The sequence below is a fragment of the Streptomyces sp. NPDC093085 genome, assembly GCF_040683935.1.
GTDB lineage: Bacteria > Actinomycetota > Actinomycetes > Streptomycetales > Streptomycetaceae > Streptomyces.
In genome coordinates this window covers 119622-142492 of sequence record NZ_JBFBFB010000007.1, presented here as the reverse complement: position 1 = coordinate 142492, position 22871 = coordinate 119622, and the positions used below count along the sequence as shown (strand labels likewise).

General features: G+C 74.1%; 16 protein-coding genes. 9 read left to right on the top strand and 7 right to left on the bottom strand.

Annotation, left to right across the window (positions count from 1 at the left end):
• Positions 1 to 861: a hypothetical protein gene (locus AB0O07_RS21255; RefSeq protein ID WP_365635515.1), complete on the bottom strand. Its 861-nt coding sequence runs from the start codon at positions 859 to 861 to the stop codon at positions 1 to 3.
• Between the two features lie 156 nt (positions 862 to 1017).
• Between AB0O07_RS21255 and AB0O07_RS21250 the strand changes: the two genes are divergently transcribed.
• From AB0O07_RS21250 to AB0O07_RS21240, 3 genes are all read left to right on the top strand, one after another.
• Positions 1018 to 2445, top strand: a complete 1428-nt coding sequence (locus AB0O07_RS21250; protein WP_365635513.1) for a histidine kinase — start codon at positions 1018 to 1020, stop codon at positions 2443 to 2445.
• 70 nt (positions 2446 to 2515) lie between these two features.
• Positions 2516 to 3427 (top strand): cyclase family protein, encoded by a 912-nt coding sequence (locus tag AB0O07_RS21245; RefSeq protein WP_365635511.1) that lies wholly within the window; start codon positions 2516 to 2518, stop codon positions 3425 to 3427.
• A gap of 155 nt (positions 3428 to 3582) precedes the next feature.
• Positions 3583 to 5253 carry an FAD-dependent oxidoreductase gene (locus AB0O07_RS21240; RefSeq protein ID WP_365635509.1) on the top strand — a complete coding sequence of 557 codons (1671 nt, stop codon included), beginning with the start codon at positions 3583 to 3585 and terminating at the stop codon, positions 5251 to 5253.
• A gap of 108 nt (positions 5254 to 5361) precedes the next feature.
• Here the strand turns inward: AB0O07_RS21240 and AB0O07_RS21235 are convergent, their stop codons facing one another.
• The 3 genes from AB0O07_RS21235 to AB0O07_RS21225 all read right to left on the bottom strand — a co-directional run bounded on the left by AB0O07_RS21235 (position 5362) and on the right by AB0O07_RS21225 (position 7318).
• Positions 5362 to 6087 carry a TetR/AcrR family transcriptional regulator gene (locus AB0O07_RS21235; RefSeq protein ID WP_365635507.1) on the bottom strand — a complete coding sequence of 242 codons (726 nt, stop codon included), beginning with the start codon at positions 6085 to 6087 and terminating at the stop codon, positions 5362 to 5364.
• A 92-nt stretch (positions 6088 to 6179) separates the two neighbouring features.
• Complete coding sequence (locus AB0O07_RS21230) at positions 6180 to 6677, bottom strand: SUKH-3 domain-containing protein (RefSeq protein WP_365635796.1); 498 nt, start codon at positions 6675 to 6677, stop codon at positions 6180 to 6182.
• Positions 6678 to 6718: 41 nt separating this feature from the next.
• A complete protein-coding gene (locus AB0O07_RS21225) occupies positions 6719 to 7318 on the bottom strand; it encodes a YwqJ-related putative deaminase (protein ID WP_365635506.1) in 600 nt (199 codons plus the stop codon).
• Positions 7319 to 8030: 712 nt separating this feature from the next.
• Between AB0O07_RS21225 and AB0O07_RS21220 the strand changes: the two genes are divergently transcribed.
• The 3 genes from AB0O07_RS21220 to AB0O07_RS21210 all read left to right on the top strand — a co-directional run bounded on the left by AB0O07_RS21220 (position 8031) and on the right by AB0O07_RS21210 (position 12928).
• Positions 8031 to 9008, top strand: coding sequence for an HNH endonuclease (locus AB0O07_RS21220; protein ID WP_365635504.1), 978 nt, complete (start codon positions 8031 to 8033; stop codon positions 9006 to 9008).
• Positions 9005 to 11833, top strand: a complete 2829-nt coding sequence (locus tag AB0O07_RS21215) for an SUKH-4 family immunity protein (protein WP_365635502.1) — start codon at positions 9005 to 9007, stop codon at positions 11831 to 11833. The genes AB0O07_RS21220 and AB0O07_RS21215 overlap by 4 nt, the downstream gene beginning before the upstream one ends.
• A 237-nt stretch (positions 11834 to 12070) precedes the next feature.
• Positions 12071 to 12928: a cellulose-binding protein gene (locus tag AB0O07_RS21210; protein ID WP_365635500.1), complete on the top strand. Its 858-nt coding sequence runs from the start codon at positions 12071 to 12073 to the stop codon at positions 12926 to 12928.
• Positions 12929 to 13062: 134 nt separating this feature from the next.
• Here the strand turns inward: AB0O07_RS21210 and AB0O07_RS21205 are convergent, their stop codons facing one another.
• On the bottom strand, positions 13063 to 14799 hold the full coding sequence (locus AB0O07_RS21205; protein WP_365635794.1) for an MFS transporter: 1737 nt from the start codon (positions 14797 to 14799) through the stop codon (positions 13063 to 13065).
• A 485-nt stretch (positions 14800 to 15284) separates the two neighbouring features.
• Between AB0O07_RS21205 and AB0O07_RS21200 the strand changes: the two genes are divergently transcribed.
• Both AB0O07_RS21200 and AB0O07_RS21195 read left to right on the top strand, forming a co-directional pair.
• Positions 15285 to 16073 carry an ABC transporter ATP-binding protein gene (locus AB0O07_RS21200; RefSeq protein ID WP_365635498.1) on the top strand — a complete coding sequence of 263 codons (789 nt, stop codon included), beginning with the start codon at positions 15285 to 15287 and terminating at the stop codon, positions 16071 to 16073.
• Entirely contained in the window at positions 16070 to 18679 is a 2610-nt protein-coding gene (locus AB0O07_RS21195; protein WP_365635496.1) for an FtsX-like permease family protein, read from the top strand. The genes AB0O07_RS21200 and AB0O07_RS21195 overlap by 4 nt, the downstream gene beginning before the upstream one ends.
• Before the next feature lie 230 nt (positions 18680 to 18909).
• On the opposite strand, the gene AB0O07_RS21190 is transcribed toward AB0O07_RS21195, so the two are convergent.
• Positions 18910 to 19545, bottom strand: coding sequence for an NAD(P)H-dependent oxidoreductase (locus tag AB0O07_RS21190; protein ID WP_365635494.1), 636 nt, complete (start codon positions 19543 to 19545; stop codon positions 18910 to 18912).
• 212 nt (positions 19546 to 19757) lie between these two features.
• Between AB0O07_RS21190 and AB0O07_RS21185 the strand changes: the two genes are divergently transcribed.
• A complete protein-coding gene (locus AB0O07_RS21185; RefSeq protein WP_365635492.1) occupies positions 19758 to 20372 on the top strand; it encodes a helix-turn-helix domain-containing protein in 615 nt (204 codons plus the stop codon).
• Positions 20373 to 20386: 14 nt separating this feature from the next.
• Here the strand turns inward: AB0O07_RS21185 and AB0O07_RS21180 are convergent, their stop codons facing one another.
• The gene (locus tag AB0O07_RS21180; RefSeq protein WP_365635491.1) at positions 20387 to 22762 is read right to left on the bottom strand and encodes a tetratricopeptide repeat protein; all 2376 of its coding nucleotides are present in this window, start codon (positions 22760 to 22762) and stop codon (positions 20387 to 20389) included.
• Between the last annotated feature and the right edge of the window lie 109 nt (positions 22763 to 22871).

Sequence of the window (22871 nt, the reverse complement as noted above, 5' to 3'; positions counted from 1 at the left end):
TCAGACCCTACCGGAGGTGAAGGGGCACGTGATCCCGGACCACCAGCCTTCAATCCGACGGTACAACTCCGCGCCCTGGGAGACCCGGACGATCAAGCAGCCCCGGTAGTTTTCGCCGGTGTTCTTCCGCGCCGTCCTGGGGTTGTGCTTCTTCAGCGTGGTCTTCTGGAAGACGGACGCATCGACGCCCGCCAGGTCGGCCCAGTAGCGCTGGGCGGCCTCCGCGTCGGCCGACTCATGGATCATCAAGCGATAGCGCACACGGTCCTTCTCCACGCCGAGCAACGCGAGCCAGGCGAGATAGATCGCGATCACGCTCGGGTCACTGTTGATGAAGGTGGTGTTCTCGCGACGGTCGTAAGCCTTGTCCTTTGCGCCTTCCGCCCAGTAGAGGGCGACGCCGACGAGGAACAGGTCCCGGTCGCTCAGCGGGCCGATCTCGGTGGCCGCCGCGGCCTTCGTCTTCTGTCGTTCCTCGTCCCGGACCACCAGTTCGTGCTCCCAGCGCTTCCGGGCCGCCAGCCTCGCCTGTTCCTGCGCGTCGCGTCGGTCCGGCTTCGGGAGATCCCGTACCCATAGGGAGATCGAACTCTTCGAGCAGCCCAGCTCGATCTGGATCTGGTCGTACGTGAGGCCCTTCAGGCGCAGCTCACGGGCTTTTGCGCGGAGATCGCCCTTGCCGTTCGCCCGCTTGGTGCGCTTCGGGGGCGGCTCGCCCTCCACGAGGCGATTGAGGATGTCGTTGTTGTGGATGTGGAGCCGGTCGCGGATCTGGCGACGGCTGAGTCCCTGGCGGCGCAGGGCCAGGACCTGGCCGCGAAGTCCCTCGAAGTCGGTGTATGTACGGTGAAGTGCATTCATAGGTCGTATCGTCTGGCGGAACGCACCCCTCCGGCTCGAATGTGCAGACGATTCACCAGTTCGAGTGATCGACTTCTGTTCCCGGCATGTCATGTCGTGATTCGTGGTGCCGAGGTCACCGGAAAACGGGGTGCGGGCGCCCGTAGGGTGGGAGACATGACCACAACGGGGGCACACCAGGACGCGGCGGGCATGGCCGCTCGTGGGTACTGGTGGTGGGGGCGGCGGCGGAGTGTCGTGCTCGATGCGGGGCTGGCGGTGGTGTCGGCTCTGGAGTGCGGGGTGCAGGGGGTGCAGTTCGCGCGGACGGCGGCGGTGCCGGTCTCCGCGGGGGTGCTGTTCGGGCTGATAGCCGGGTCGATGCTGCTGGTACGGCGGCGGTGGCCGTTCGCCGTGGTGCTGGTGGCGATCGCCATCACGCCCGCGGACATGGGATATCTGATGAGCCTGGTGGGGCTCTACACGCTGGCCGCGTCGGAGGTGCCGCGCCGGATCACCGGGGCGCTGGCGGGGATGTCGTTCGCCGGCACGCTGATCGTGACGGTGGTGCGGACCTCGCAGAACGTGGTGAACACGGCGCTCGACTCGGCGCGCTGGTACGTCCCGGTCGTCGCGGTGATGATGTCGGTCGGGATGACGGCGCCGCCGGTGCTGCTCGGGCTGTACGTGGGGGCCAGGCGCCGTCTGATGGAGAGCCTGCGGGAGCGGGCGGACAGCCTGGAGCAGGAACTGTCGCTGCTGGCCGACCGGGCGGAGCAGCGGGCGGAGTGGGCGCGTACGGAGGAGCGGACGCGGATCGCCCGGGAGATGCACGACGTGGTGGCGCACCGGGTGAGCCTGATGGTGGTGCACGCGGCGGCGCTCCAGGCGGTGGCGTTGAAGGACCCGCAGAAGGCGGTGAAGAACGCGGCGCTGGTCGGCGAGTTGGGCCGGCAGGCGCTGACCGAGCTGCGGGAGATGCTCGGGGTGCTCCGTACGGGCGAGCAGGTGGCGGCCCGGCAGGCGGGGGAGGCTGCGGGGGTGACGGGCTCGGGGGGAGGCGTTCCGGGGGGCGTGGCTCCGGGGGGTACGGATGCCGGGGTGCCGTTGGCCTCGGTGGCGCGGGCCGCCGCCGCTGCCGCCGCCGCTGCCGCCGAGGACGGCCCGGGGATGCGGGACATCGAGGCGCTGGTGGGGGAGTCCCGGGACACGGGGATGGTGGTGGAGCTGATGGTGCAGGGCGAGTCGCGCCCGTACCCGCCGGAGGTGGAGCAGACCGCGTACCGGGTGGTGCAGGAGGCCCTGACCAATGTCCTGAAGCACGCGGCGGGCGCGAAGGTCATGGTGCGGCTCGCGCACCGGGAGTCCGAGGTCGCGATGCAGGTCGAGAACGGCCCCTCGGACGTCGGCGCCCAGGACGCGGGGCTGCCCAGCGGGGGGAACGGGCTGGTGGGGATGAGGGAACGGGTGACGGCGCTGGGCGGGGCGTTCGTCTCGGGGGTCACGGACGCGGGGGGCTTCCGGGTGTCGGCGGTGCTGCCGGACCGGGCGCCGGACCGGGCGCCGGACCGGGCATCCGGCCGGGCCCGGTCGGATGCGGCCTGACAATCGCCGGGCGTGCCCTGCCCGGGGGTGTGTCACCCGCTGGTGCCGGGAGGGGTACTAGGTTCGGCGCATGAGTACGGAATCGAAGGACGACGGCACTGCCGGAACCGTCAACAAGCAGGACCTGCCCAGCAATTGGGGCCGCTGGGGCGCGGACGACGAGCTGGGGACGCTCAATCTGATCACCGACGAGGCCCGGGCCAGAGGCGCCGCCGAGGCGCGGACCGGGCGGGCGGTCTCGCTGGCGCGACCGATCGAGCCGGCACCGTTCGTCAGCGGTCCTTTCGCGCCCACCACGCGGGACGCCTCGCCCGTCCAGCAGCTCATGCAGTACACCGGGGAGTTCCCCGCGTCGGCCGACATGATGCTGGTCACCAACCACCACGTACGCTCCACCCACCTCGACGCCCTGGCCCATCAGATGGTCGAAGGGCAGGTCTACCCCGGCCGCCCCGGCGCCGAGAGCGTCACCCCGGCCGGCGTGCGGCACGGCTCCACGCGGGCGTTCGCCGCCGGGATCGCCACCCGGGGCGTCCTGCTCGACCTCGCCGCCGAGGGCCCGCTGCCCGCCGGGTACGCGGTCACCCGGGCGGATTTCGAGGCGGCCGAGGCGCGTCAGGGCGTACGGCTGGAGTCCGGGGACGCCCTGGTGGTGCGCTTCGGGTGGGAGTACGCGATCGACCCGGCGCGCCCGATGCCGGGCATCGGCCTGGACGCGGTGCGGTGGATGCACGAGCGCGGTGTCTCCCTGTACGCGGGCGACCTCGGCGACGCCCATCCCCCGCTGGACCCCGCCCTGCCGGGCCCCCTGCACCGGGTCGCCCTGCCCCTGCTGGGCCTGCCCCTGATCGACGTCGCCGACCTGGCGGAGCTGGCCGCCGTCTGCGCGGAGACGGGCCGCTATGCCTTCCTGCTCACGGTCGCGCCGCCGCGTGTCCACGGCCTGACCGGCGTCCCGGTCAACCCGCTGGCGATCTTCTGACGTAACCGCCTCCCCGGCGTCTCCTGGGCTCCGGGGTTTCGGGTCTCCTGGCGTCTCCTGGACCTTGGCGTCTCCGGGGGCCGCGTACCTCGGCTCGCGGCTCCGGGAGGCGCCCGGCTTGACAGGGGGCCAATAACGGCAACACTGTAACCATTATGAATTCCTGGTCAGAGCCCTCCGATACCCCCGGCGCCACCGGCGCTCCCGGTGCCTCCCCCGCCCCCGACGCCATCGACGTCCTGGTCGTCGGCGCGGGCCCCTCCGGTACGGCCCTCGCGATCGACCTGGTCCGGCGCGGCCTGGACATCCGTATCGTCGACAAGGCGCCGCAGGCGTTCGGCGGGTCCCGCGCCAAGGGCGTGCAGCCCCGGAGCCTGGAGATCCTCCACGACCTGGGCGCGCTGGACGACGTGCTGGCCGGGGGCGGGGCCTATCCGCTCCTGGGGTTCCATCTCGGGCCGCTGACCGTTCCGTGGCGGATGTTCCCGCGCAAGCGGGCCACCCCGGACGTCCCCCACCCCAACACCTGGCTGATCCCCCAGTTCCGTACGGACCGCGCCCTCCACACCCGGCTCGGCGCGGCGCACCACGGCGCCGAGTTCGGCCGGGAGCTGGTCGGGCTGACCCAGGACACGGAGACGGCCCGCGCCGAGGTGGCGGGCCCGGACGGCGTCGAGGTGATCACCGCCCGGTATGTGGTGGGGGCGGACGGCGGCGCCAGCCAGGTCCGCAAGCGGCTCGGCATCGGGTTCACCGGGTCGACCGACGAGGCCGAGCGGATTCTCATCGTCGACGCGGTCGTCAGCGGCCTCTCCCGCGACCGGTGGCACATGTGGCCCGGCCGCGGCGGGCGGCTCATCGGCGCCTGCCCGCTGCCGGGCGGCGACCTGTTCCAGTGGATCATCCGGCTGGCGCCCGGCGAGGAACCCTCCCTGGAGAGGGAGCGGATCGCCGAACGGATCCACGCGCACACCCGCGACCGGCGCATCCGACTCCACGACATCCGGTGGACCTCCGTGTTCCGGCCCAACATCCGCCTCGCCGAGCGGTACGGCCAGGGGCGGGTCCTCCTCGCCGGTGACGCCGCGCATGTGCACACCCCGGCCGGCGCCCAGGGGCTGAACACCGGTATCCAGGACGCCTACAACCTCGGCTGGAAGCTCGGCCAGGTCCTCGCCGGGGCCGGCCCGCGCCTGCTGGAGACGTACGAGGCCGAGCGGCGGCCCATCGCGGCGGGCGTCCTCGGGCTCTCCACGGAGAAGTGGACCGGCATGTCCCGCCTCGACCCGTCGAGCATGAAGCGCGGCAAGGACGAACAGCAGCTCGCCCTGACCTACTTCGGCGGCCCGCTCGCTCCCGCCGACGGCGAACGCACCCGCACGCTACGGGTGGGGGACCGGGCGCCGGACGCCGAACTGCTCGGCCCCGACGGCGCCAGGACCCGGCTCTTCGACATCCTCCGGGGACCGGGCTTCACCGCCATCGGCTACGGCGCCGGTGCCGCCCGCGCGCTCGGACAGCTCGACTGGCCCACGGCGGGCGCGGGGCTGACGAAGATCACCATCGGCGAGGGCGGGAGCGCCGAGGGCGTGGGCGGGAGCGCCGCCGGGGGTGCCGGGCGCGATGGTGGGGGTGCCGGGCGCGCCGCCGGCAGTGTCGAGCGCGCCTTCTCCGATGCCGGGAACACGGTGCGGCGCGCCTACGGCCTGACCGGGGACACCCTGCTGCTGATCCGGCCCGACGGCTACCTCGGGCACATCGCCACCCGGGACTTCCTCGCCACCACAGAGGCGGCAGCGCGGGCCATGACACCGGCGGCGTCCTGACCGAGGCGGCCATGACCGCCGGTCGCAGGCCGCCGGTCGCCGGTATCCGAATCCGACCACCGGCCGCGTACCCCTCCGGCGGCCGCGCGGGCCGGGTGACCGCGCGGGTCAGCCGTCGTCGCGGAGCCGGCCGAGGCCGTCGAGGACGAGTTCGAGCCCGAAGGCGAACTCCTCCTCCAGCGGTACGGGCAGCCAGGCCGCCACCGCCACGGTGGCGGGATACCGCGCCGGATCGGCCTCCCGGAACACGGCCGACGCCTCGGCCTCCTCGGCCCGCGCCGGGTCACCGGGGCCCCGGAACTGGACCGCGAAGCCCAGCACATAGCGCGACAGCGTCGCATAGGCGTGTGCCGCGGTCCTCGGCGGGAACCCGGCGGCGAGCAGCGCCGCCACGCAGGACTCGCGTACCGCCATCGCGTGGGGGCCCAGCGGGATCCGCTCGAAGAGCAGCGGCGCGACGTTGCGGTGCCGGGCCAGGGCGTCGAACATGGCCCGCGCCGTCGTACGGCACGCCTGCCGCCAGTCGGCCCCGGCCACTCCGTCGCCTTGGCTGCCCTTGTCGCCCTTGCCGCCCTTGCCGCCTTCGTCGCCCGTGTCGCCTCCGTCGCCTTCGCCGCCGTCGAGTTCGACCGTGCCGAACACGCGGTCCACCACGTGCGCCACGAGAGCGGCGCGGTTGTCGAAGTGCCGGTAGAGCGTGGCCGTCCCGGACCCCAGCCGCTGGGCGAGGGTCCGCATCGACAGGGCCTCGGCGCCCTCCTCGTCGACGATCCGCAGCGCCGCCGCGACGATCCGCTCCAGCGGCACCGGCGGACGGCCCGGGGAGCGCCGCACGGACGGCCCGCCCCCTGGTCTCTGATCGCGTGGCATCGGCACCCGGAAAGTATGCCTGCTCCGTCCCGCCTCCCCGCCCCGCCGGGCCCGGCTCAGGGCGAGGTCAGCCGGGCCGGTTCCAAGCCGGTGATCAGGGTCTTCAGGGCCTGGTCGATGTCCGGGCCCAGATACCAGTCCCCGGTGTGGTCGATGCTGTACACGCGGCCCTCGCCGTCGATCGCGAGGACCGCCTGCCCCGCGCCCTCCTCGCCGAGCGGGCTCAGCTCCGTGTCCAGGGAGCGTCCGAGGTCGGTGAGGGTACGGGCGTGGTGGAGCCCCGCCGTGGGGTCGATACGGAGGGTGGCCGGGGCGATCTGGCGGCCGGGCCCCGGGGCGCTGATGCGGAGGCCGCCGAATTCCGCCCAGGCCTCGATCGCGGCCGGGAAGACGCTGAGCCGGTGGCCGGCCGGGGCGATATGGGCGCGCAGGATGTCCGCCCACTCCTCGGCCCGCGCGATGTCCCAGCGGCCCGGCTCCCAGCCCGCGTCGCGCAGCGCGGCGTCGACGGGGACGGGGAAGCGGGTGCTGGTGTGCGGACGCGGGTGGTTCATGGGGCTCGGGGCGTGCGGGTGGTCCGTGGGGTGCGCCATGGTCAGCCGCCCTCGGTGGGCTCGACGGACCGTACCCCGAAGTGGTCCAGCAGCGCGGCGCAGGAGCGGCAGGGCGGAGCGTAACTGCCGTGCAGCGGGTCGCCGTCCTCCCGGATCCGGCGCGCGGTCAGCTTGGCGTGCTTGAGGGAACGCCGGGCCTCGCCGTGGGTCAGGGGTTTTCGTCTCGCCCGCTTCGACCGGTCCTCCTCGGCCGCCGCGAGATGGCGCGAGAGCAGGATGGCCTCCGGGCAGCGGCCGGTGAACCGCTCCCGCTGGCCGCTGGTGAGCGTGTCGAGGAAGTCCTGTACGAGCGGGTGCAGCGCGGGCGGCTGGTCGGCCTTGCCCGCGGTGCAGGTGAGGGTCGTGCCCCGGACCGAGAGCGCGGCGGCGACGGCGGGCAGGATGCCGTCCCTGCGCTGCCGTACGGAGGGCGGGAGCCGCGCCTCGGCGGACCGCCAGCTCAGCCGTGGATCGCCGGAGGGCCCCGCGAGCCCTGGGAGCCCTGGGAGGCCCGGGGTGCCGGAGCCGGCCGGGCCCGACGGCCCCGCCGGCCGGGCCTGCTCCGCCTGCGCGGTCCGCGGTGTCTGCTCTGCGGTGTGCATGGTGCTGCTCCCTCCCCTCACCGGCGGCCGGTAGCCGACGGTGCGTGACACCCCCCATGTTGCCGGGACAGCCTGCCAAATGTGACGCACTGTGGGGAAGCTGAGGAGCTGATCGGGTCGGATCGGCGTGGATCGGTGGAGATCCTGACGCGGAATCTTCGCCGTGTGACGGGGTGCCGGGGGGTTGCGCGGGGTCACACGGGGTGCGGCAGGCCGGCACGGGCGGCGGTGGCCCTCGGCGTGGCGCCCGGGGGCGCGGGGCACACGGGGGCGTACGTAGCGGAGCGTGACCGGGCGGCGGCGGTGCGCCGGTGGGAGCCGGTGGGAGCCGGTGGGAGTGGTGGGGAGTACGGGGCGAACGAGACAGCCGAGGGCGAGAACAAGACAGTCACGGACCTGACGGCGGACCACCGGCGGACCGGTCGACGGCCTGGTGACGGACCGGTCCGCGCACCGTCGGCGCACGGCTGACGTACCGCCGACGTACCGCCGACGCACGGACAGCGGGCCGGGGAACGGGACGCGGCGGGGACGCGGACGGGGCGGGGAGCGAGGCGGGGATCCGAGCAGCAACCGGGGCAGGGACCGGGACGGGGATCCGGGCGGGGAGGGGCGGGGGAGACGGGCCGGATCGGGCCCTTGCCGCACCGCATAGGCTGTCCTGCAACCAGGGCTGTGGAACCAGCCGGACGCGCAGCAGGGGGCAACCGCCATGACGACAGGTCGGCTCGGGCAGCAAGCCGCGCCACCGAACGCGGCCTACGCCGGGCAGGTCGTACATTTCCCGGACCCGGTCCGGGCTTCCCGGCACCCCAGAGGGGTACGGGTCGACGCCGACGGCTACCCGGATTTCGCGCCGTACGCCCGCGTGGCGGCGGAGATCGCCGAGCCCCCGGAGGGCTTCGGCGTGGACGAGCTGCGGCTGACGGACTACGTCTCCGCCAACGCCGCGCTGGCGGCATCGGGCCATGAACTGTGGGACACGATCCCGGCGGTGGCGACCCCGCACGGCTGGACCTGGCACCACGTGGCGGGGACCCGCCGGATGGAGCTGGTCCCGGCCGAGGTGAAGGCGCTGCTGCGGCACCACGGCGGTCTGGCCACCACGCCGGTTGACCACGCGAAGCGCGGCACGCGCCCGCTCCAGGAGACCCGCCCGGTCCACTTCGGGCTGCCGAAGGCGTCGGTGCCGGTGGGCGAGGCGATGGTCCAGAACGTGGAGGAGGACCTCGGCTACCGGCTGCCGGGCGCCTACCGCTCGTTCCTCAAGGCCGCGGGCGGCTGCGCGCCGGTGGGCGCGGCGCTCGACCCGGAGCTGGGGCTCCTGGTCGACCAGCCGTTCTTCACGGTGCGCGACGAGGCCGCCGTCAACGACGTGGTCTACGTCAACAAGTGTCTGCGGGACCATCTCACCAAGGACTATCTGGCGGTCGCCTTCGTCCAGGGCGGGCTGCTCGCGGTGAAGGTACGGGGCGAGCGCACCGGCTCGGTCTGGTTCTCGCCGTACGACGACGCCAGGGACCAGGACGGCTGGAGTGTCCAGGAGCGGGTGGAGCGGCTGCTCCTGCCCTGTGGTGACGACTTCGACGCGTTCCTGCTGCGGCTGGCGGGCAGCCCGCCGGAGCTGGAGACCGTGGCGAACCTGATGGTGGACGGCGCCTTCGCGCGCGCCGTCCCGGTGGAGGGATGAGCGCGGTGGTGACCTTCGCGCAGGCGCAGGAGCGCGCGGAAGAGTGGGTGAACGGCGATGTGCCCGGCTACCAGCACCGTGAGGTGCGGGTCCGGGAGTTCGACCTCGGCTTCGTGGCCTGGGCGGAGGACCGCGAGAACGGCCCCGTCTCGGACGGCGGCCGGCAGCGGCTGGTGATCGCGCGCGACAGCGGCGAGGCCACGCTCTGGCCGGGGCTGCCGGTCGGCGAGGTGATCCGCCGTTACGAGGAGGAGTACGGCGGCCGGGGCGAGCCCGCGGCGGCCACGGCGCCGGAGCCCCCGGCCCGGATCGACCTGAACCAGACGTCGTTCCTGCTGACGCCCCCGGAGTGGCTCCAGGACGCGGCGGACCGGATGGGCATTCCGGACCACAGGGCGGGTTCGGGCACGGGCACGGGCGCGGGTTCGGGTTCGGGTGCGGCGCCGGGTGCGGCGGCGGGTTCGGGTTCGGGTACGTCGCCGGGTGCGGTGCCGGGCGCGGACACGGGTTCGGGGCCGGGATCCGGGACGGCCTCGGGGCCGGGATCCGGGCCGGTGTCCGGGGCCGGCTCGGGGGCGTCCCCGGGTGTCCCGGCGGCCCCTGCCGCTCCGGCGGCTCCGGGTGCCGTCCCCGCGTACGAGCCGACCGCCAACGACGGCGTCCCCGCCACCCCGCCGCCGAGCGCGCCGGGCACCACGGGCGCGCCCGGCGCGCCGGTCGGGGCGACGCCCTGGGCCGGGATCGACACCAGCCACTCCTCCGCCTCGGGGGACGACGGCTCCGTACCGCTGCCCGCCACGGTCTTCGCGCCGCCGCTGATCGCGGCGGACGACGACACCCCGCCGCCCAGCGTCCCGGCCGAGGCGCCGACCGCGCTGATCTCCGGCGGCAGTCAGCTCCCCCGTACCGCCCTGGCACCGGCGCTGGACCTCCCCGGCGACACCACCGGGTCCGGCGGTACGGGATCCGACGGCATCGGTTCCGGCGGTACGGGTTCCGGTGGTACGGGATCCGGCGGTACGGGCGGTACGGGCACCCCGGTGCCCGGTACCCCCGCCGCCCCGGGCACCGGTGGCGCCGGGGACATCGCCGACGCCACGACGAGCAAGGCCGGGGTCCCGGCGCGCGGTACCCGCGGGGGCGGCGCGACGACCCCGCCGCCGCCCGGCGCCCCGGGGATCCCCGGCGCGACCCCGCCCCCGTCGGGCCCCGGGGCGCCCGGTGCCCCCGCCGGGGGGTATCTGCCCACCCAGCTCGCGCCCAGTATCGGCTCCGGCGTCCCGGCGCCCCCGGGCCCGCCCGGTGCCCCGGGGACGCCCCCCGGCGGGGTGCACCACGCGGCGACGATGTTCGCGGACCCGAGCCAGGGCGGCCAGAACCCGCTGGCTCCCCCCGGTCCGCCCGGCGCCCTGCAGCCCCCGGGCCCGCCCGGTGCCCCGGGCGCCCCCGGCACCCCGCCGGGCGGTGTCCACCAGGCGGCCACGATGTTCGCCCCGAGCCAGGGCGGCCAGAACCCCCTGGCCCCGCCGGGCCCCCCCGGCGCACCAGGCGCTCCGGGCGCCCCCGCCGCTCCCGGCACGCCCCCCGGTGCCCCGGGCGCCCCCGGCACACCCCCCGGCGGGGTGCACCACGCGGCGACGATGCTCGCGGGCCCGGCCCAGATGGGCGGCTCCGTCGGCGGCCCCGTACCCCCGCAGGCCGCACCCCCGGCCGCGCCCCCGCAGGCCCCCGGCATGCCCCCGGGCCCGCCCGGCCCCGTACCGCCGACCGGACCCGGACCCGGACCCGGCCCCGTACCGCCGTCCGCTCCCGTACCCCCGTCGTACGGCTACCCGCCGCAGCCCGCCGGGGTGCCGACCGTCGGCCCCGGGTACCAGGCCGTGCTGCGCTACCGGGCGCCCGACGGCTCCGAGGCGCAGATCATCCGGCGCTCCGCACCCGGCACCCCGCACCCGGAGTGGCAGATCCTGCACGAGCTGCGCGCCATGAACGTGCCGCCGCAGCAGGTCCTCGAACTCCACACCGAACTGGAGTCCTGCGAACTGCCCGGCGGCTACTGCGCCCGGATGATCCGGGAGACCTGGCCCCAGGTCAGGATCACCAGCGTCGCCCCGTACGGCCAGGACCACGCCAGCCGCCAGCAGGGCATGCGCCATCTCCTCACCCACCAGGGCGAGCTGCACCAGGTCGCGGACGGCCCCGCGCGCCCCGCGCCGGTCCGGGCACCGCTGCCGCCGATGCAGCCCGCGCCGCCGGTGCCGCCGGAGGGGATCGCGCAGGAACTGGCGGCGGCCTTCGGCCCCCAGGGCATCTGCCGCTTCGGCCAGAGCGCCGTCTCCCGGCAGGGCGTCCCCGAGCTGGTGGCGCGCACGCTGGTGTGGGCGGGGCTGCCGGCCGACTTCGGGCCGTTCTTCTGGGCGCAGCCCCCGCAGCCCGTGGTGCCGACGCTCGCCGAACTCGCGGCGCAGCGCCAGGTCCAGCCGGCGGCGGACGCGGGTTCGTACCTGGTGATGGGGAGCGACTTCGGCCGGGCGCTCTGCGTCCAGTACGGGACGGCGCACATCATGGCCGTACCGGTGGAGGCGGGGCCCGGCGGACAGCCCGTGCCACCGCAGTTCGTCAACACCGGGCTGCCGGAGTTCACCCGCTCCCTGGCGCTGCTGGGACGGATGTGGCGGCTGCGGTACGGGCTGACGCCGGAGCAGGCGGGCCGCTGGACCGTCGACTTCCAGGCGCAGCTCGCCGCGCTCGACCCGGCGGCGCTCTCCTCGCCGGAGAACTGGTGGTCGGTACTGCTGGAGCAGATGTGGGACGGATTGCTCTGATGGTTCGTTAGCAGAGCGAGCGTCGGTACGGAGGCCGAGGCGCCCACCGCATGGCGGTGGGCGCCTCGCTGTACCCGACCCCGCGTCCGTTCCCTTCGTCGTCCCTTCGTCGTTCCTTCGTTCATCCCTTCGTTCGTTCCTTCGTTCAGCCCGTTCGTTCATTCAGTCCGTGACGTCTTCGCTTGCCCGAGAGGGGCTTCAAAGATGGGTGGTGCACCGTTGTCGGAGCATGGCTTCGTGTCGGTACGGGGCCGGGGTTACCGTCCCGAACAGGTCGACCGGGAGTACACCGCGCTCTCCCAGGACCTCGCCGACGCCCGTGAGCGGGAGGACCGGCTGACCGCGCAGGCCGAGCAGTTGGCGGGCGAGGCGGAGCTGCTGGCGGCGCGGGTGGCGGTGCTGGAGCCGCCGACGTACGAGACGCTGGGCGCCCGTGCCCAGCAGATACTGGCGCTCGCGGTCCGGGAGGACCAGACGCTCAGGGCCGAGGTGCGCGAGGAGTGCGCGGCGCTGGTCACGGCGGCGGAGACGGCGGCGCGGGAGCTGCGCGAGGCGGCCCGCGCGGAGGCCGAGGCCGTACGGGCGGACGCGGAGGCGGTGGCCGAGCGGACCGTGGGGGCGGCGCACGAGACGGGGGACGCGGCGCGCGAGGAGGCCCGCGCGGAGGGCGCGGACCGGGTCGCCGAGGCCGTCGCGGAGTTGCGGGAGGTGCGCCGGCGCACCGAGCGGCTGATCGAGGAGATGGAGCAGAAGCACGCGGAGCGGCTCGCGGCGAGCGACCGGGAGCGCGCGGCGCGCGAGGCGGCGCAGGAGGCGGAGGAGGCGGAACTGACCGCGCGGGCCGAGGCGCGGCTGGCGGAGGCGCGGCGCGGTCTCTCGGCGGCGGGGGAGCAGGCGAGGCACCGTCAGGAGGACGCGGAGGACCAGGCGGGCCAGTTGATGGCGCGGGCGCGCGCGGAGGCGGACGCGGTGGCGCGGGACACGGAGCGGCGGATACGGGTGGACGACGAGGCGCGCGAGGAGATGCGGGCGCACATGGCGCACGTACGGAACAGCCTGGCGGCGCTGACGGGACGGGCGCCGACGGAGGAGTGACGGAGGGCCGCCTGGGCCTCGGCGGAGGAGTGACGTACGGCCGCCGGGGCCCCGGCGGCGGGCGCTCCTCCGCAGGTGCTCTTCCAACGGCGTTCCTCCACCGGCGTTCCTCCGCAGACGTTCCTCCGCCGTCGTCACGTCGCCTTGTCGGCGTCGGTGGGGCCGAGGGGGCCCGGGGCCACGGGCTCGTCGGCGCCGGGCCGCTCGGCCGTGGGCCGGGGGAGCACCGGCCGGCCGGCGCCGGTCGCCGAAGCGCCGGTCGCCGACGCGCCCGCCGCCGGCACGTCGGCCGTCGGCTCGCCCGCCCCGGCCTCGCTGATCAGGGGGAAGCGGCGCGGGGCGAGGAGGAGCAGGGCGAGGACCGCCAGCACCCCCGCCCCGGCGGCGCCGACGAAGACATGGTCGACCGCCGTGTCCATCGCCCGGCGCAGATAGTCGACCGCGTCGGCGCCGAGGGTGGCGGGACGCGCCAGGGCGTGGGCGACCCCGTCCACGTCCTGGGGCAGCCCGGGGACGGGCGCGTCGGCCAGCCGCGCGGAGAGCACGGAGTTGGCGACCGCGCCGAAGAGCGCGGCGCCCACGCTCTGCCCGATCAGCCGGCAGAAGAGTATGGACGCGGTGGCGGTGCCCCGTTCCGACCAGCCGACCGAGGACTGCACCCCGATGATCAGCGGAAGCTGGAAGAGCCCCAGCGAAGCGCCGAGCAGCAGCATGATCAGGGCCGGCTGCCAGGCGTGGCCCGGGTAGGGGAGCAGCGGGAAGGCGAGCAGGAAGAGGGTGGCCAGGGACATCCCGATGACGGCGGTGTGCCGGAAGCCGATCCGCCCGTACACCCGGTTCGAGAACGCGGCGGCGATCGGCCAGCTCAGCGTCATGACGGAGAGCACGAACCCGGCGGCGATCGGCCCGAGCCCGAGCACGGACTGCGCGTACGTCGGGAGGAAGACGGTCGGGGCGACCATCAGCAGCCCGAGCGCGCCGAGCGCCAGGTTGACGGCGGCGATGGTGCGGCGCCGCCAGACCCACCCCGGGATGATCGGCTCGGCGGCGCGGCGTTCGACGACGACGGTGAGGGCGCCGAGGAGCGCACTGGCGGCGAGCAGCGCGAGGGAGGGGAACGAGAGCCAGGGCCAGGCGACACCGCCCTGGACGAGCGCGGTGAGCAGGAGCGCGCCGGTGGCGAAGATGCCGAGCGCGCCGGCCCAGTCGATACGCGGCCGGACGCGCGCCCGTTCCCTACCTCTGTTACGCGCCCCACGGGCACCGCCCGCCCCATCCGTACGGCCCGTACCACCCGCCCCATCTGTGCGGCCCGTACCGTCGACCCCGTCGGTACTCCCCGTGGCGGCGCGCTGCGGCTCGTACAGATACCGTCCGATCAGCCAGAGCGCCACCGCCCCGATCGGCAGGTTGATCAGGAAGATCCACCGCCAGTCCGCGTACCCCGCGATGAACCCGCCCAGCGCCGGGCCCGCCACGGAGGCCGAGGCCCAGACCGTCGAGAGCTTGGCCTGTATCTTCGGCCGCTCCTTCAGGGGGTAGAGGTCGGCGGCGATGGTCTGCACCGTGCCCTGGAGCGCCCCGCCGCCGAGGCCCTGGACGACGCGGAAGGCGATCAGGGAGGTCATGCTCCACGCGGTGGCGCAGAGCAGCGAGCCGAGGAGGAAGAGCAGGATCCCGGCGATCAGGACGGGCTTGCGGCCGACGGTGTCGGAGAGTTTGCCGTAGACGGGCAGGGAGACCGTGACGGCGAGCAGATAGCCGGAGAAGAGCCAGGAGAAGACGGCGAACCCGCCCAGGTCGCCGACGATCTGGGGGACGGCCGTGGAGACGACGGTGCCGTCCAGCGCGGCGAGCGCCATGCCCACCATGAGCGCGGCGACGACGGGCCCGCGCCCGCGCGGGGCCTGTGTCCTGGCTCCGGCGCCGACCGGGGCATCGGCCTGGGCGCCGACGGGGGAGCCGGTCCGGGCGCCGTCCTGAGTGCCGTCCTCGGGTATGCCTCCGCCGCCGTTCACATGATTCCTTCCCTGTACATCTATCTGTCGGGGGACACCCTCTCACTCACCTGCGGGGGTACGGGAGAGGGCGTCCACCCCTGAGGCCTACCCCGAGACGACCCGCCCCCGGAGCCCCGCCGTCGGCCGAAAACCCCTAGGGGGACCTCCGAGTCCCCGTCCAGGGGCCGTTCGTCCCGGTGGAGGAGGTAGGGCACGGGGCGGGCTCCTTAACGTGATGCTCACGGACACGGCAGGCGTACGCCCCGTACGTGAGAAGCCGTCAGAAGGCGCGGCAATCCGCCGCAAGGCGCCCGAAATCGCGCAGGACACCAGGAAATCGACGGAGGAGAAGAACCGTGACATCGGCTGTGACGCCCCTCGGCCAGAGGGACACGGAAGGGAAGGCGGCCGTCGCGGCACGGGCGCGGCAGGTCGTCAAGGCGTACGGTTCCGGGGACACCCGGGTCGTCGCGCTCGACCACGTCGACGTGGACATCGCGGCGGAGGAGTTCACCGCGATCATGGGGCCTTCCGGCTCCGGCAAGTCGACCCTGATGCACTGCCTCGCCGGGCTGGACACGGTGTCCTCCGGCGAGATACACCTCGGCGGCACCGAGCTGACCGGGCTCAAGGACAAGCAGCTCACGCGGTTGCGGCGGGACCGTATCGGCTTCATCTTCCAGGCGTTCAACCTGCTGCCGACGCTCAGCGCCATCGAGAACATCAGGCTCCCCATGGACATCGCGGGCCGCCCGGTGGACGCCGCCTGGCTCCACCACGTCGTGGAGACCGTGGGGCTCGGCGACCGGCTCGGCCACCGCCCCACGGAACTCTCCGGCGGCCAGCAGCAGCGCGTCGCCGTGGCCCGCGCGCTCGCCGCGCAGCCCGAGATCATCTTCGGCGACGAGCCGACCGGGAACCTGGACTCCCGGGCCGGCGCCGAGATCCTCGGCTTCCTGCGCCGCTCGGTGGACGAGCTGGGGCAGACGATCGTGATGGTCACCCACGACCCGGTGGCCGCCTCGTACGCGGACCGGGTCGTCTATCTCGCGGACGGCAGGATCGTGGACGAGATGCGGAGCCCGACCCCCGAGGCCGTGCTCGACCGGATGAAGGACTTCGACGCGCGGGGGCGCAGGTCATGACCGGCACCGTCGTCAGGACATCCCTGCGGAACTTCGCCGCGCACAAGGGGCGCATGGCGCTCTCCGCCGTCGCGGTGCTGCTGTCGGTGGCGTTCGTCTGCGGGACGCTCGTCTTCACCGACACGATGAACGCGACCTTCGACAAGCTCTTCGCCGCCACCGCGTCGGATGTCACGGTGAGCCCGAAGACGTCCGGCCCGGACTCCGGCGGCGACGGGGGCGAGGGCGGGGGCCCGGCCCAGTCGGCCCGCCCCGACTCCCTCCCGGCCGCCACGCTCGACACCGTACGCGGGGCACGGGGCGTACGCTCCGCCGAGGGCGCCGTCAGCAGCGAGGGCGTGACGGTCGTCGACCACACGGACAAGGACGTGGGCGGGGCGAACGGGGCGCCGACGATCGCGGGCAACTGGACCCGTAACGACCTCCGTTCGATGAAGATCACCTCGGGCCACGCGCCGCGCGGCCCGACCGAGGTGATGATCGACTCCGCCACCGCCGAGAAGCACCACCTCGCGCTCGGCGACGAGCTGCGCACCATCACGGCCGCGGGCGATGTGCGGGCGCGGCTCTCCGGGATCGCGACGTTCACCGTCACCAACCCGGGGGCGACGCTCGTCTTCCTCGACACGGCCACCGCCCAGCGGACCCTGCTCGGCGCCACCGGCCGCTTCTCCCACCTCAACGTCACGGCCGACGAGGGCGTCAGCGACCAGCAGCTCAAGCGGAACGTGGCGGCGGCGCTGGGGACCGACGCCCCGTACCGACTCCGCACCCAGCAGGAGGCGGCGGACGCCAGCCGCTCCGACATCGGCTCCTTCCTCGACGTCATGAAGTACGCGATGCTCGGCTTCGCCGGGATCGCCTTCCTCGTCGGCATCTTCCTCATCGTCAACACCTTCTCGATGCTGGTCGCCCAGCGCACCCGCGAGATCGGTCTGATGCGGGCCCTCGGCTCCAGCCGCCGGCAGATCAACCGCTCGGTGCTCCTGGAGGCGGTGCTCCTCGGCGTGTCCGGCTCAGTGCTGGGCGTGGCGGCCGGTGTGGGCCTGGCCGTCGGCCTGATGAAACTCATGAACGCGATCGGCATGAACCTCTCCACCGACGACCTGACGGTGAAGTGGACGACCCCGGCGACCGGGATGCTCCTGGGCGTCGTCGTGACGGTCGTGTCCGCGTACGTACCGGCGCGCCGGGCCGCCCGGATCTCCCCGATGGCCGCCCTCCGCGAGGCGGGCACCCCGGCGGACGCCAACGCCGGCCGGATCAGGGCGGCGGCCGGCCTGACCCTGACAGCGCTGGGCGCGGCGGCGTTGCTGCTGGCGGCGAGGGCGACCGAGGCGGGCGAGGGCTCCCTCTTCCTCGGTACGGGCGTGGTCCTGTCCCTCCTGGGCTTCGTGGTCATCGGCCCGCTCCTGGCGGGCGGCGTGGTACGGGTGCTGGGCGCGGCGGTGCTGCGGGTGTTCGGCCCGGTCGGCCGGATGGCGGAGCGCAACGCGCTGCGCAACCCGAGGCGCACGGGGGCGACGGGCGCGGCCCTGATGATCGGCCTGGCGCTGGTGGCCTGTCTGTCGGTGGTCAGCTCGTCGATGCTGACCTCGGCGACCCGGGAGCTGGACCGCTCGGTCGGCGCCGACTTCATCATCCAGAGCCCCACGGGCCGGCCGGTCGTGGCGCAGGCGGTGGCGGCGGCCGAGAAGTCCCCGGACATCACGCACTTCACCCGCTACAAGGTGATCCCGGCGGAGCTGACCACGCCGGACGGCAGGAAGGACCGTACGTTCCTCTCGGCCGCGGACCCGTCCTACGCCACGGACCTGCGCCGCGAGGTGGTGGCGGGGGACCTGCCGGCGGCGTACGGCGACGACGCGATGTCCCTGGGCAGCGCTTACGCGAAGCGGCACGGTGTGACGGTGGGCGACATGGTGAAGGTCTCCTTCGCGGGCGGCCGCACCGCGACCCTGAAGGTGGCCGCGATCACGTCGGACGACACGAACGTCGACAAGGGCGCGAAGTATCTGAACATCACAACGGCCGAACGGTATGTGCCGGCCGACCGGATGCCGCAGAACCTGATGATGTTCGCGGCGGCCGAGAAGGGCAAGGAGAAGCAGGCGTACGCGGCCCTGAAGGAGGCGCTGGCCCCGTACCCCCAGTACCAGGTGCAGAACCAGGCGGACTTCAAGCAGGAGCTGAGGGACCAGGTGAGCCAGCTCCTCAACATCGTCTACGGCCTGCTGGCCCTCGCGATCATCGTCGCGGTGCTGGGCGTGGTGAACACCCTGGCCCTCTCGGTGGTGGAACGCACCCGCGAGATCGGTCTCCTCCGCGCCATCGGCCTCTCCCGCCGCCAGCTCCGCCGCATGATCCGCCTGGAGTCCGTGGTCATCGCCCTCTTCGGCGCCCTTCTGGGCCTCGGCCTGGGCCTGGTCTGGGGCGTGACCGCCCAGAAACTCCTGGTCCTGGAGGGGATGCGGATTCTCTCCATCCCCTGGCCGACCATCGCCACGGTCTTCGTGGCCTCGGCCTTCGTGGGGCTCGTCGCCGCCCTGGTCCCCGCCTTCCGCGCGGCCCGTATGAATGTCCTGAACGCGATAGCGACGGAGTGACCCCGGTACGCTGATACCCCTCCCCGCCCTTCGGTGCCCGCCCTCCAACGGCCACCGGGGGGCGGGGATCTCCCGTTCTCCGGCGTTCCCCGGTTCAGCGGCCGGGAGAGAGCGGCCCCGCCGGAAGCAGCCCCGGCGGGGTGCGGATCGCCTCGGGCCGCCGGCTCGCCCTCCTGGGGACGCCCCCGGAGTGACCGGCCGGGGGCGTCCGGCCGGGGGCGTCCGGCCGATCAGATCCCGGCGAGGGCGCGGCCCGCTTCGCGGGCGGCGGTGAGGGCCTGGGTGTGGTGGTCCTCGGCGAGGGGGCGCAGGCTCTCCATGGCGGGGTTGGTCGCCGCGAGGGTCAGTTCGCGCTTGACCACGGTGAGCTCGGCCTGCCAGATGTCACCGAGCAGGCGCTCCAGGTACGGGGTGGAGTGGTCCCAGCCCTCGCGCGGGGTCCCGGGGCCGTAGCCGCCGCCGAGGGTGGTGGCCAGCACGGTGGGGGTGGACTTCAGAAGCGGCTCCGTGGGGTTGTCCGAGCCCGCGATGACCAGGTCGGCCCAGGTCTTGAAGTGCTGGGAGACGCCGTAGTTGTAGAGCGGCACGGCCAGGATCGCGGTGTCGGCGCTCCGCAGCTCCTCGGCGAGCGCCGTGGCGAGCGCGAGCGCCTCGCGCTGCTCCGGGGAGCGGTCGGCCTCCGGGGTGAACGAGGCGGTGGTGGCCAGTGCCCAGGCGTCGGCGGGCAGCGGGTCGGTGCCCAGGTGGCGCCGGGTGACCGTGCCCTGGGGGTGTGCGGCGGTCCACTCGGCCTCGGCGGCGTCGGCGAGCTGAGCGCTGGCGGAGTTGCCGGGGAGGATGCTGGCGTCCAGGCGGAACAGGTTCATGAGGTGGTCCTTAAGGCGTATGGCCCGCGACGGTGTGGTGCGCCGACGGAACGGGCCGGGGCGCTGATGAGCTGGTGCGGCGGCGCGGTGGTCGCGGGTATGAGGGCATGACGGACAAGCGCCTCGGCCCGGATGTGTGATCCCGGGGCGCGGCTCCTTCAGCGTAAGCGGACTTCACCCCGCTTATATTCCCTGGGGGTAGATTGGCCTCCGTGGCCCCCTCTTTAGTGCCTTTCGGAAAGCCCCGCGCCGAACGCGCCGACGCGGCACGCAACCGCGAACGCCTGCTGGAGACCGCGCGCGAGATGATCGCGGAGCAGGGCGTGGCACGGGTGACCATGGACGCCCTGGCCGAACGCGCAGGCCTGGGCAAAGGCACCGTCTTCCGCCGCTTCGGCTGCCGCGCCGGCATCTTCCGTGCCCTGCTGGAGGACGACGAGAGCCGCTTCCAGGAGCAGGTGATGTCCGGCCCCCCGCCGCTGGGACCGGGCGCCGGCCCGGTGGAGCGCCTGATCGCCTACGGCCGCGCCCGTATCCCCTTCCTCCTCCACCACCAGGACATCGCACGGGCCGCCCTCGACCCGGGCCAGCCGGTGCCCGAGGGCGAGGTCAACATGACCCGGCTCCATGTCCGCGTACTCCTCGGCCAGGCCTGCCCGGAACTGCCCGAGCCGGACAGCCTCGCCCTCCAGCTCGCGGCCGCCCTGGAGGGCCCGCTGCTGCTCTACTTCTCCGAACGGGCCCCCGCCACACCGCTGCCGCCCGCCGCCGGGCTCCACCTGGCCGACAGCTGGCAGGCCCTCATCGAGCGGGTCGTACGGCCATGAGAGCTGCTGCCCCGTCAACCACCCGCCCCCGAAGGGCCGGTCCCTGAAGGGCCGGTTCCCGAAGGGCTCGCTCCCGAAGGGCCGGTCTCCGAAGGGCCGGTCTCCGAAAGGCTCGTCTCCGAAGGGCTCGCTCCCGCCAGCCGTCGGCGTAGGGCCGCCGCCCGGGGGTCCTCGTACGGGGTGAGCAGGTCCAGCGCCCGGGTGCGGTGCCGCAGGGCGTCGTCGGCGGCGGCATCGCTCGCGTCCAGCGCCGTCGCCAAGGCATCCAGGGCCAGGGCCTCGTGCCAGGCGTCGCCGAGTTCGCCATGGGCGGCGGCGGCCATCCGGTGGAAGTGGGCCGCCTCCTCCGCCCGGCCCAGGACCTCGTACGTCCGGCCGGTCCCGAGCCAGGAGAGCGCCTCGCGGCTGCGGTTGCCCAGACGCCGGTGGAGTTCGGCGGCGCGCTGGTACGAGGCGAGCGCGTCCGCGAGGCGGCCCAGTTCGCGTTGGGCGTCGCCGAGGGTGAGGAGCCAGTAGCCCTCATAGATGTGGTCGCGCAGGGCAAGAGCGATGTCCAGGGCCTCTTCGGCCGTACGGAGCGCCGCCTCCGGCTCACCCGTCTCGCGCTGGAGGCAGCTCAGTATGCGCAGCGCGTTCCCCACACTGCCCCGGTTGCCGAGCGCGCGATGGGCGGCCAGGGCCTCCTCGACATGGCTGGCGGCCTGCTCCAGACGGCCCGCGTTGTAGTGGGTGGTGGCGAGGTTGGAGAGGGCGGAGGCGGCCCAGCGCTCGGAGCCCGCCGCTCGCCAGAGTTCCGCCGCTGCCCCGAAATGCGCGGCGGAGGAGTCGAGTTGGCGGCGGCGTAGTTCGATGAGGCCGATCAGGTTCAGTGAGTCGGCCTCGCCCAGGCGGTCGCCGTCGGCCCGGTGGATCGTCAGGGCCCGCTGGTGGCATTCCAGGCTCTTGTCCCATGCGTTGATCCGGTGATGCGCCAGACCAAGACAGGTGAGCAGGCGAGCTTCGGCGGCGGAGTCGCGGAGCCGGCGAGCCGCCTCCAGCCCGGTGGTGCCCGCGCTCAGCCAGTCGGCCATGGCCGTGGACGGCGACTGCACGTACCACAGGAGGTGAGCCAACTGCCAGGCCAGCACATCCTGTTGAGCGGCGACGGCGGCGCCGATCGCATGCCGGAGGTTTGTGTGTTCGCGTTCCGCCCAGTCCATCGCCGTGTCGTAGTCCGGGAAGGCCGGCGGCCGTGCGCCTTCCTGCGGCTCCTGCTCAGGCACCGTAAGGGGAAGTGCTTCCTCATCGGGGGCGATGACGCGCCGGGCCGCCTCCGCCGTCCGCAGATACCAGACCAGTACGCGGCGGAGCGCGGCCCGCCCGTCCTCCGGCGGCCCCTCCTGCTGCGCCGGCCCGGCGGCGTACGCGCGGAGCAGGTCGTGGAACTGGTACCGGTCGGGCCCCGTCTGCTCCAGCAGGTGCGCGCCCACAAGGGAGTCCAGGAGCTGCCGGGTCCGGACGGCGGGCAGCCCCGCCAGCGCGGCGGCGGCGGGCAGGCCGAACTCCGGGCCCGGGTGGAGACCGAGGTGGCGGAAGAGCGTCGCGGCAGGGGCGGGCAGGGCGCGGTAGGACCAGGCGAAGACGGTACGTACCGCCTCGGCCTCCTCCGTGTCCCCGACGCTGAGCGCGTCCCAGAGGGCGGATTCGTCGCGCAGCTCGGCGATCAGATCGGCCAGGCGCAGATGCGCATTGCTCGCCGCGCGCTCCCCGGCGATGCGGAGGGCCAGCGGCAGCGCCGCGCAGAGCCTGCTCAGCTCCGCGAGCTCGCGCAGGTCGTCCTCGGCGCGGTAGCCGGTGGTCACGGCGCGCAGCAGGGCGACGGCCTCCGCTTCGGGGAGGGTGCCGAGGGTCAGCCGGCGCGCGTCGTCGCGTATCGCGAGCCCGGAGAGCCTGCTGCGGCTGGTGACCAGCGTCAGACAGTGCGGGGAACCCGGCAGCAGCGGACGGACCTGCGCGGACGTGGCCGCGTTGTCCAGCACGACCAGCATCCTGCGGTCGGAGAGCAGCGAACGGTAGTACGCGGCCGCCGCCTCCGGATCCTGCGGTACGGAGTCGGCGGGCACCCCGAGCGCCGCCAGGAAACCCCGCAGGGCCTCCGGCGCGCCGAGCGGCGGCCCGGGGTCGTACCCGCGCAGGTTGACGTAGAGCTGGCCGTCCGGGAAGCGGTCGCGGACCTGGTGCGCCCAGTGCAGCGCGAGCGAGGTCTTGCCGGCGCCTGCGGTACCCGCGACGACGTACACCGATACGACGACGGGAGCGCCGTCCTCGGCGGGAAGTACGGCGTTGAGCTGCCCCAGTTCGGCGGTGCGGTTGACGAACCGGTGGACGTCACCGGGTAACTGCCGGGGCACCGGGCGCTCGTGTCCGGCTTCACCCCTTCCGGGTGCTCCTTGCCGGTGGAAGTGGACACCGCCGGTGACACTTCCGGCCTGCACGACATCGTGGGACGTGCCCGACAGG

Coding starts and splice junctions, on each gene's coding strand:
- AB0O07_RS21255 (WP_365635515.1), bottom strand. CDS start 861: ATGAATGCACTTCACCGTACATACACCGACTTCGAGGGACTTCGCGGC.
- AB0O07_RS21250 (WP_365635513.1), top strand. CDS start 1,018: ATGACCACAACGGGGGCACACCAGGACGCGGCGGGCATGGCCGCTCGT.
- AB0O07_RS21245 (WP_365635511.1), top strand. CDS start 2,516: ATGAGTACGGAATCGAAGGACGACGGCACTGCCGGAACCGTCAACAAG.
- AB0O07_RS21240 (WP_365635509.1), top strand. CDS start 3,583: ATGAATTCCTGGTCAGAGCCCTCCGATACCCCCGGCGCCACCGGCGCT.
- AB0O07_RS21230 (WP_365635796.1), bottom strand. CDS start 6,677: ATGAACCACCCGCGTCCGCACACCAGCACCCGCTTCCCCGTCCCCGTC.
- AB0O07_RS21225 (WP_365635506.1), bottom strand. CDS start 7,318: ATGCACACCGCAGAGCAGACACCGCGGACCGCGCAGGCGGAGCAGGCC.
- AB0O07_RS21220 (WP_365635504.1), top strand. CDS start 8,031: ATGACGACAGGTCGGCTCGGGCAGCAAGCCGCGCCACCGAACGCGGCC.
- AB0O07_RS21215 (WP_365635502.1), top strand. CDS start 9,005: ATGAGCGCGGTGGTGACCTTCGCGCAGGCGCAGGAGCGCGCGGAAGAG.
- AB0O07_RS21205 (WP_365635794.1), bottom strand. CDS start 14,799: ATGGTGGGCATGGCGCTCGCCGCGCTGGACGGCACCGTCGTCTCCACG.
- AB0O07_RS21195 (WP_365635496.1), top strand. CDS start 16,070: ATGACCGGCACCGTCGTCAGGACATCCCTGCGGAACTTCGCCGCGCAC.
- AB0O07_RS21190 (WP_365635494.1), bottom strand. CDS start 19,545: ATGAACCTGTTCCGCCTGGACGCCAGCATCCTCCCCGGCAACTCCGCC.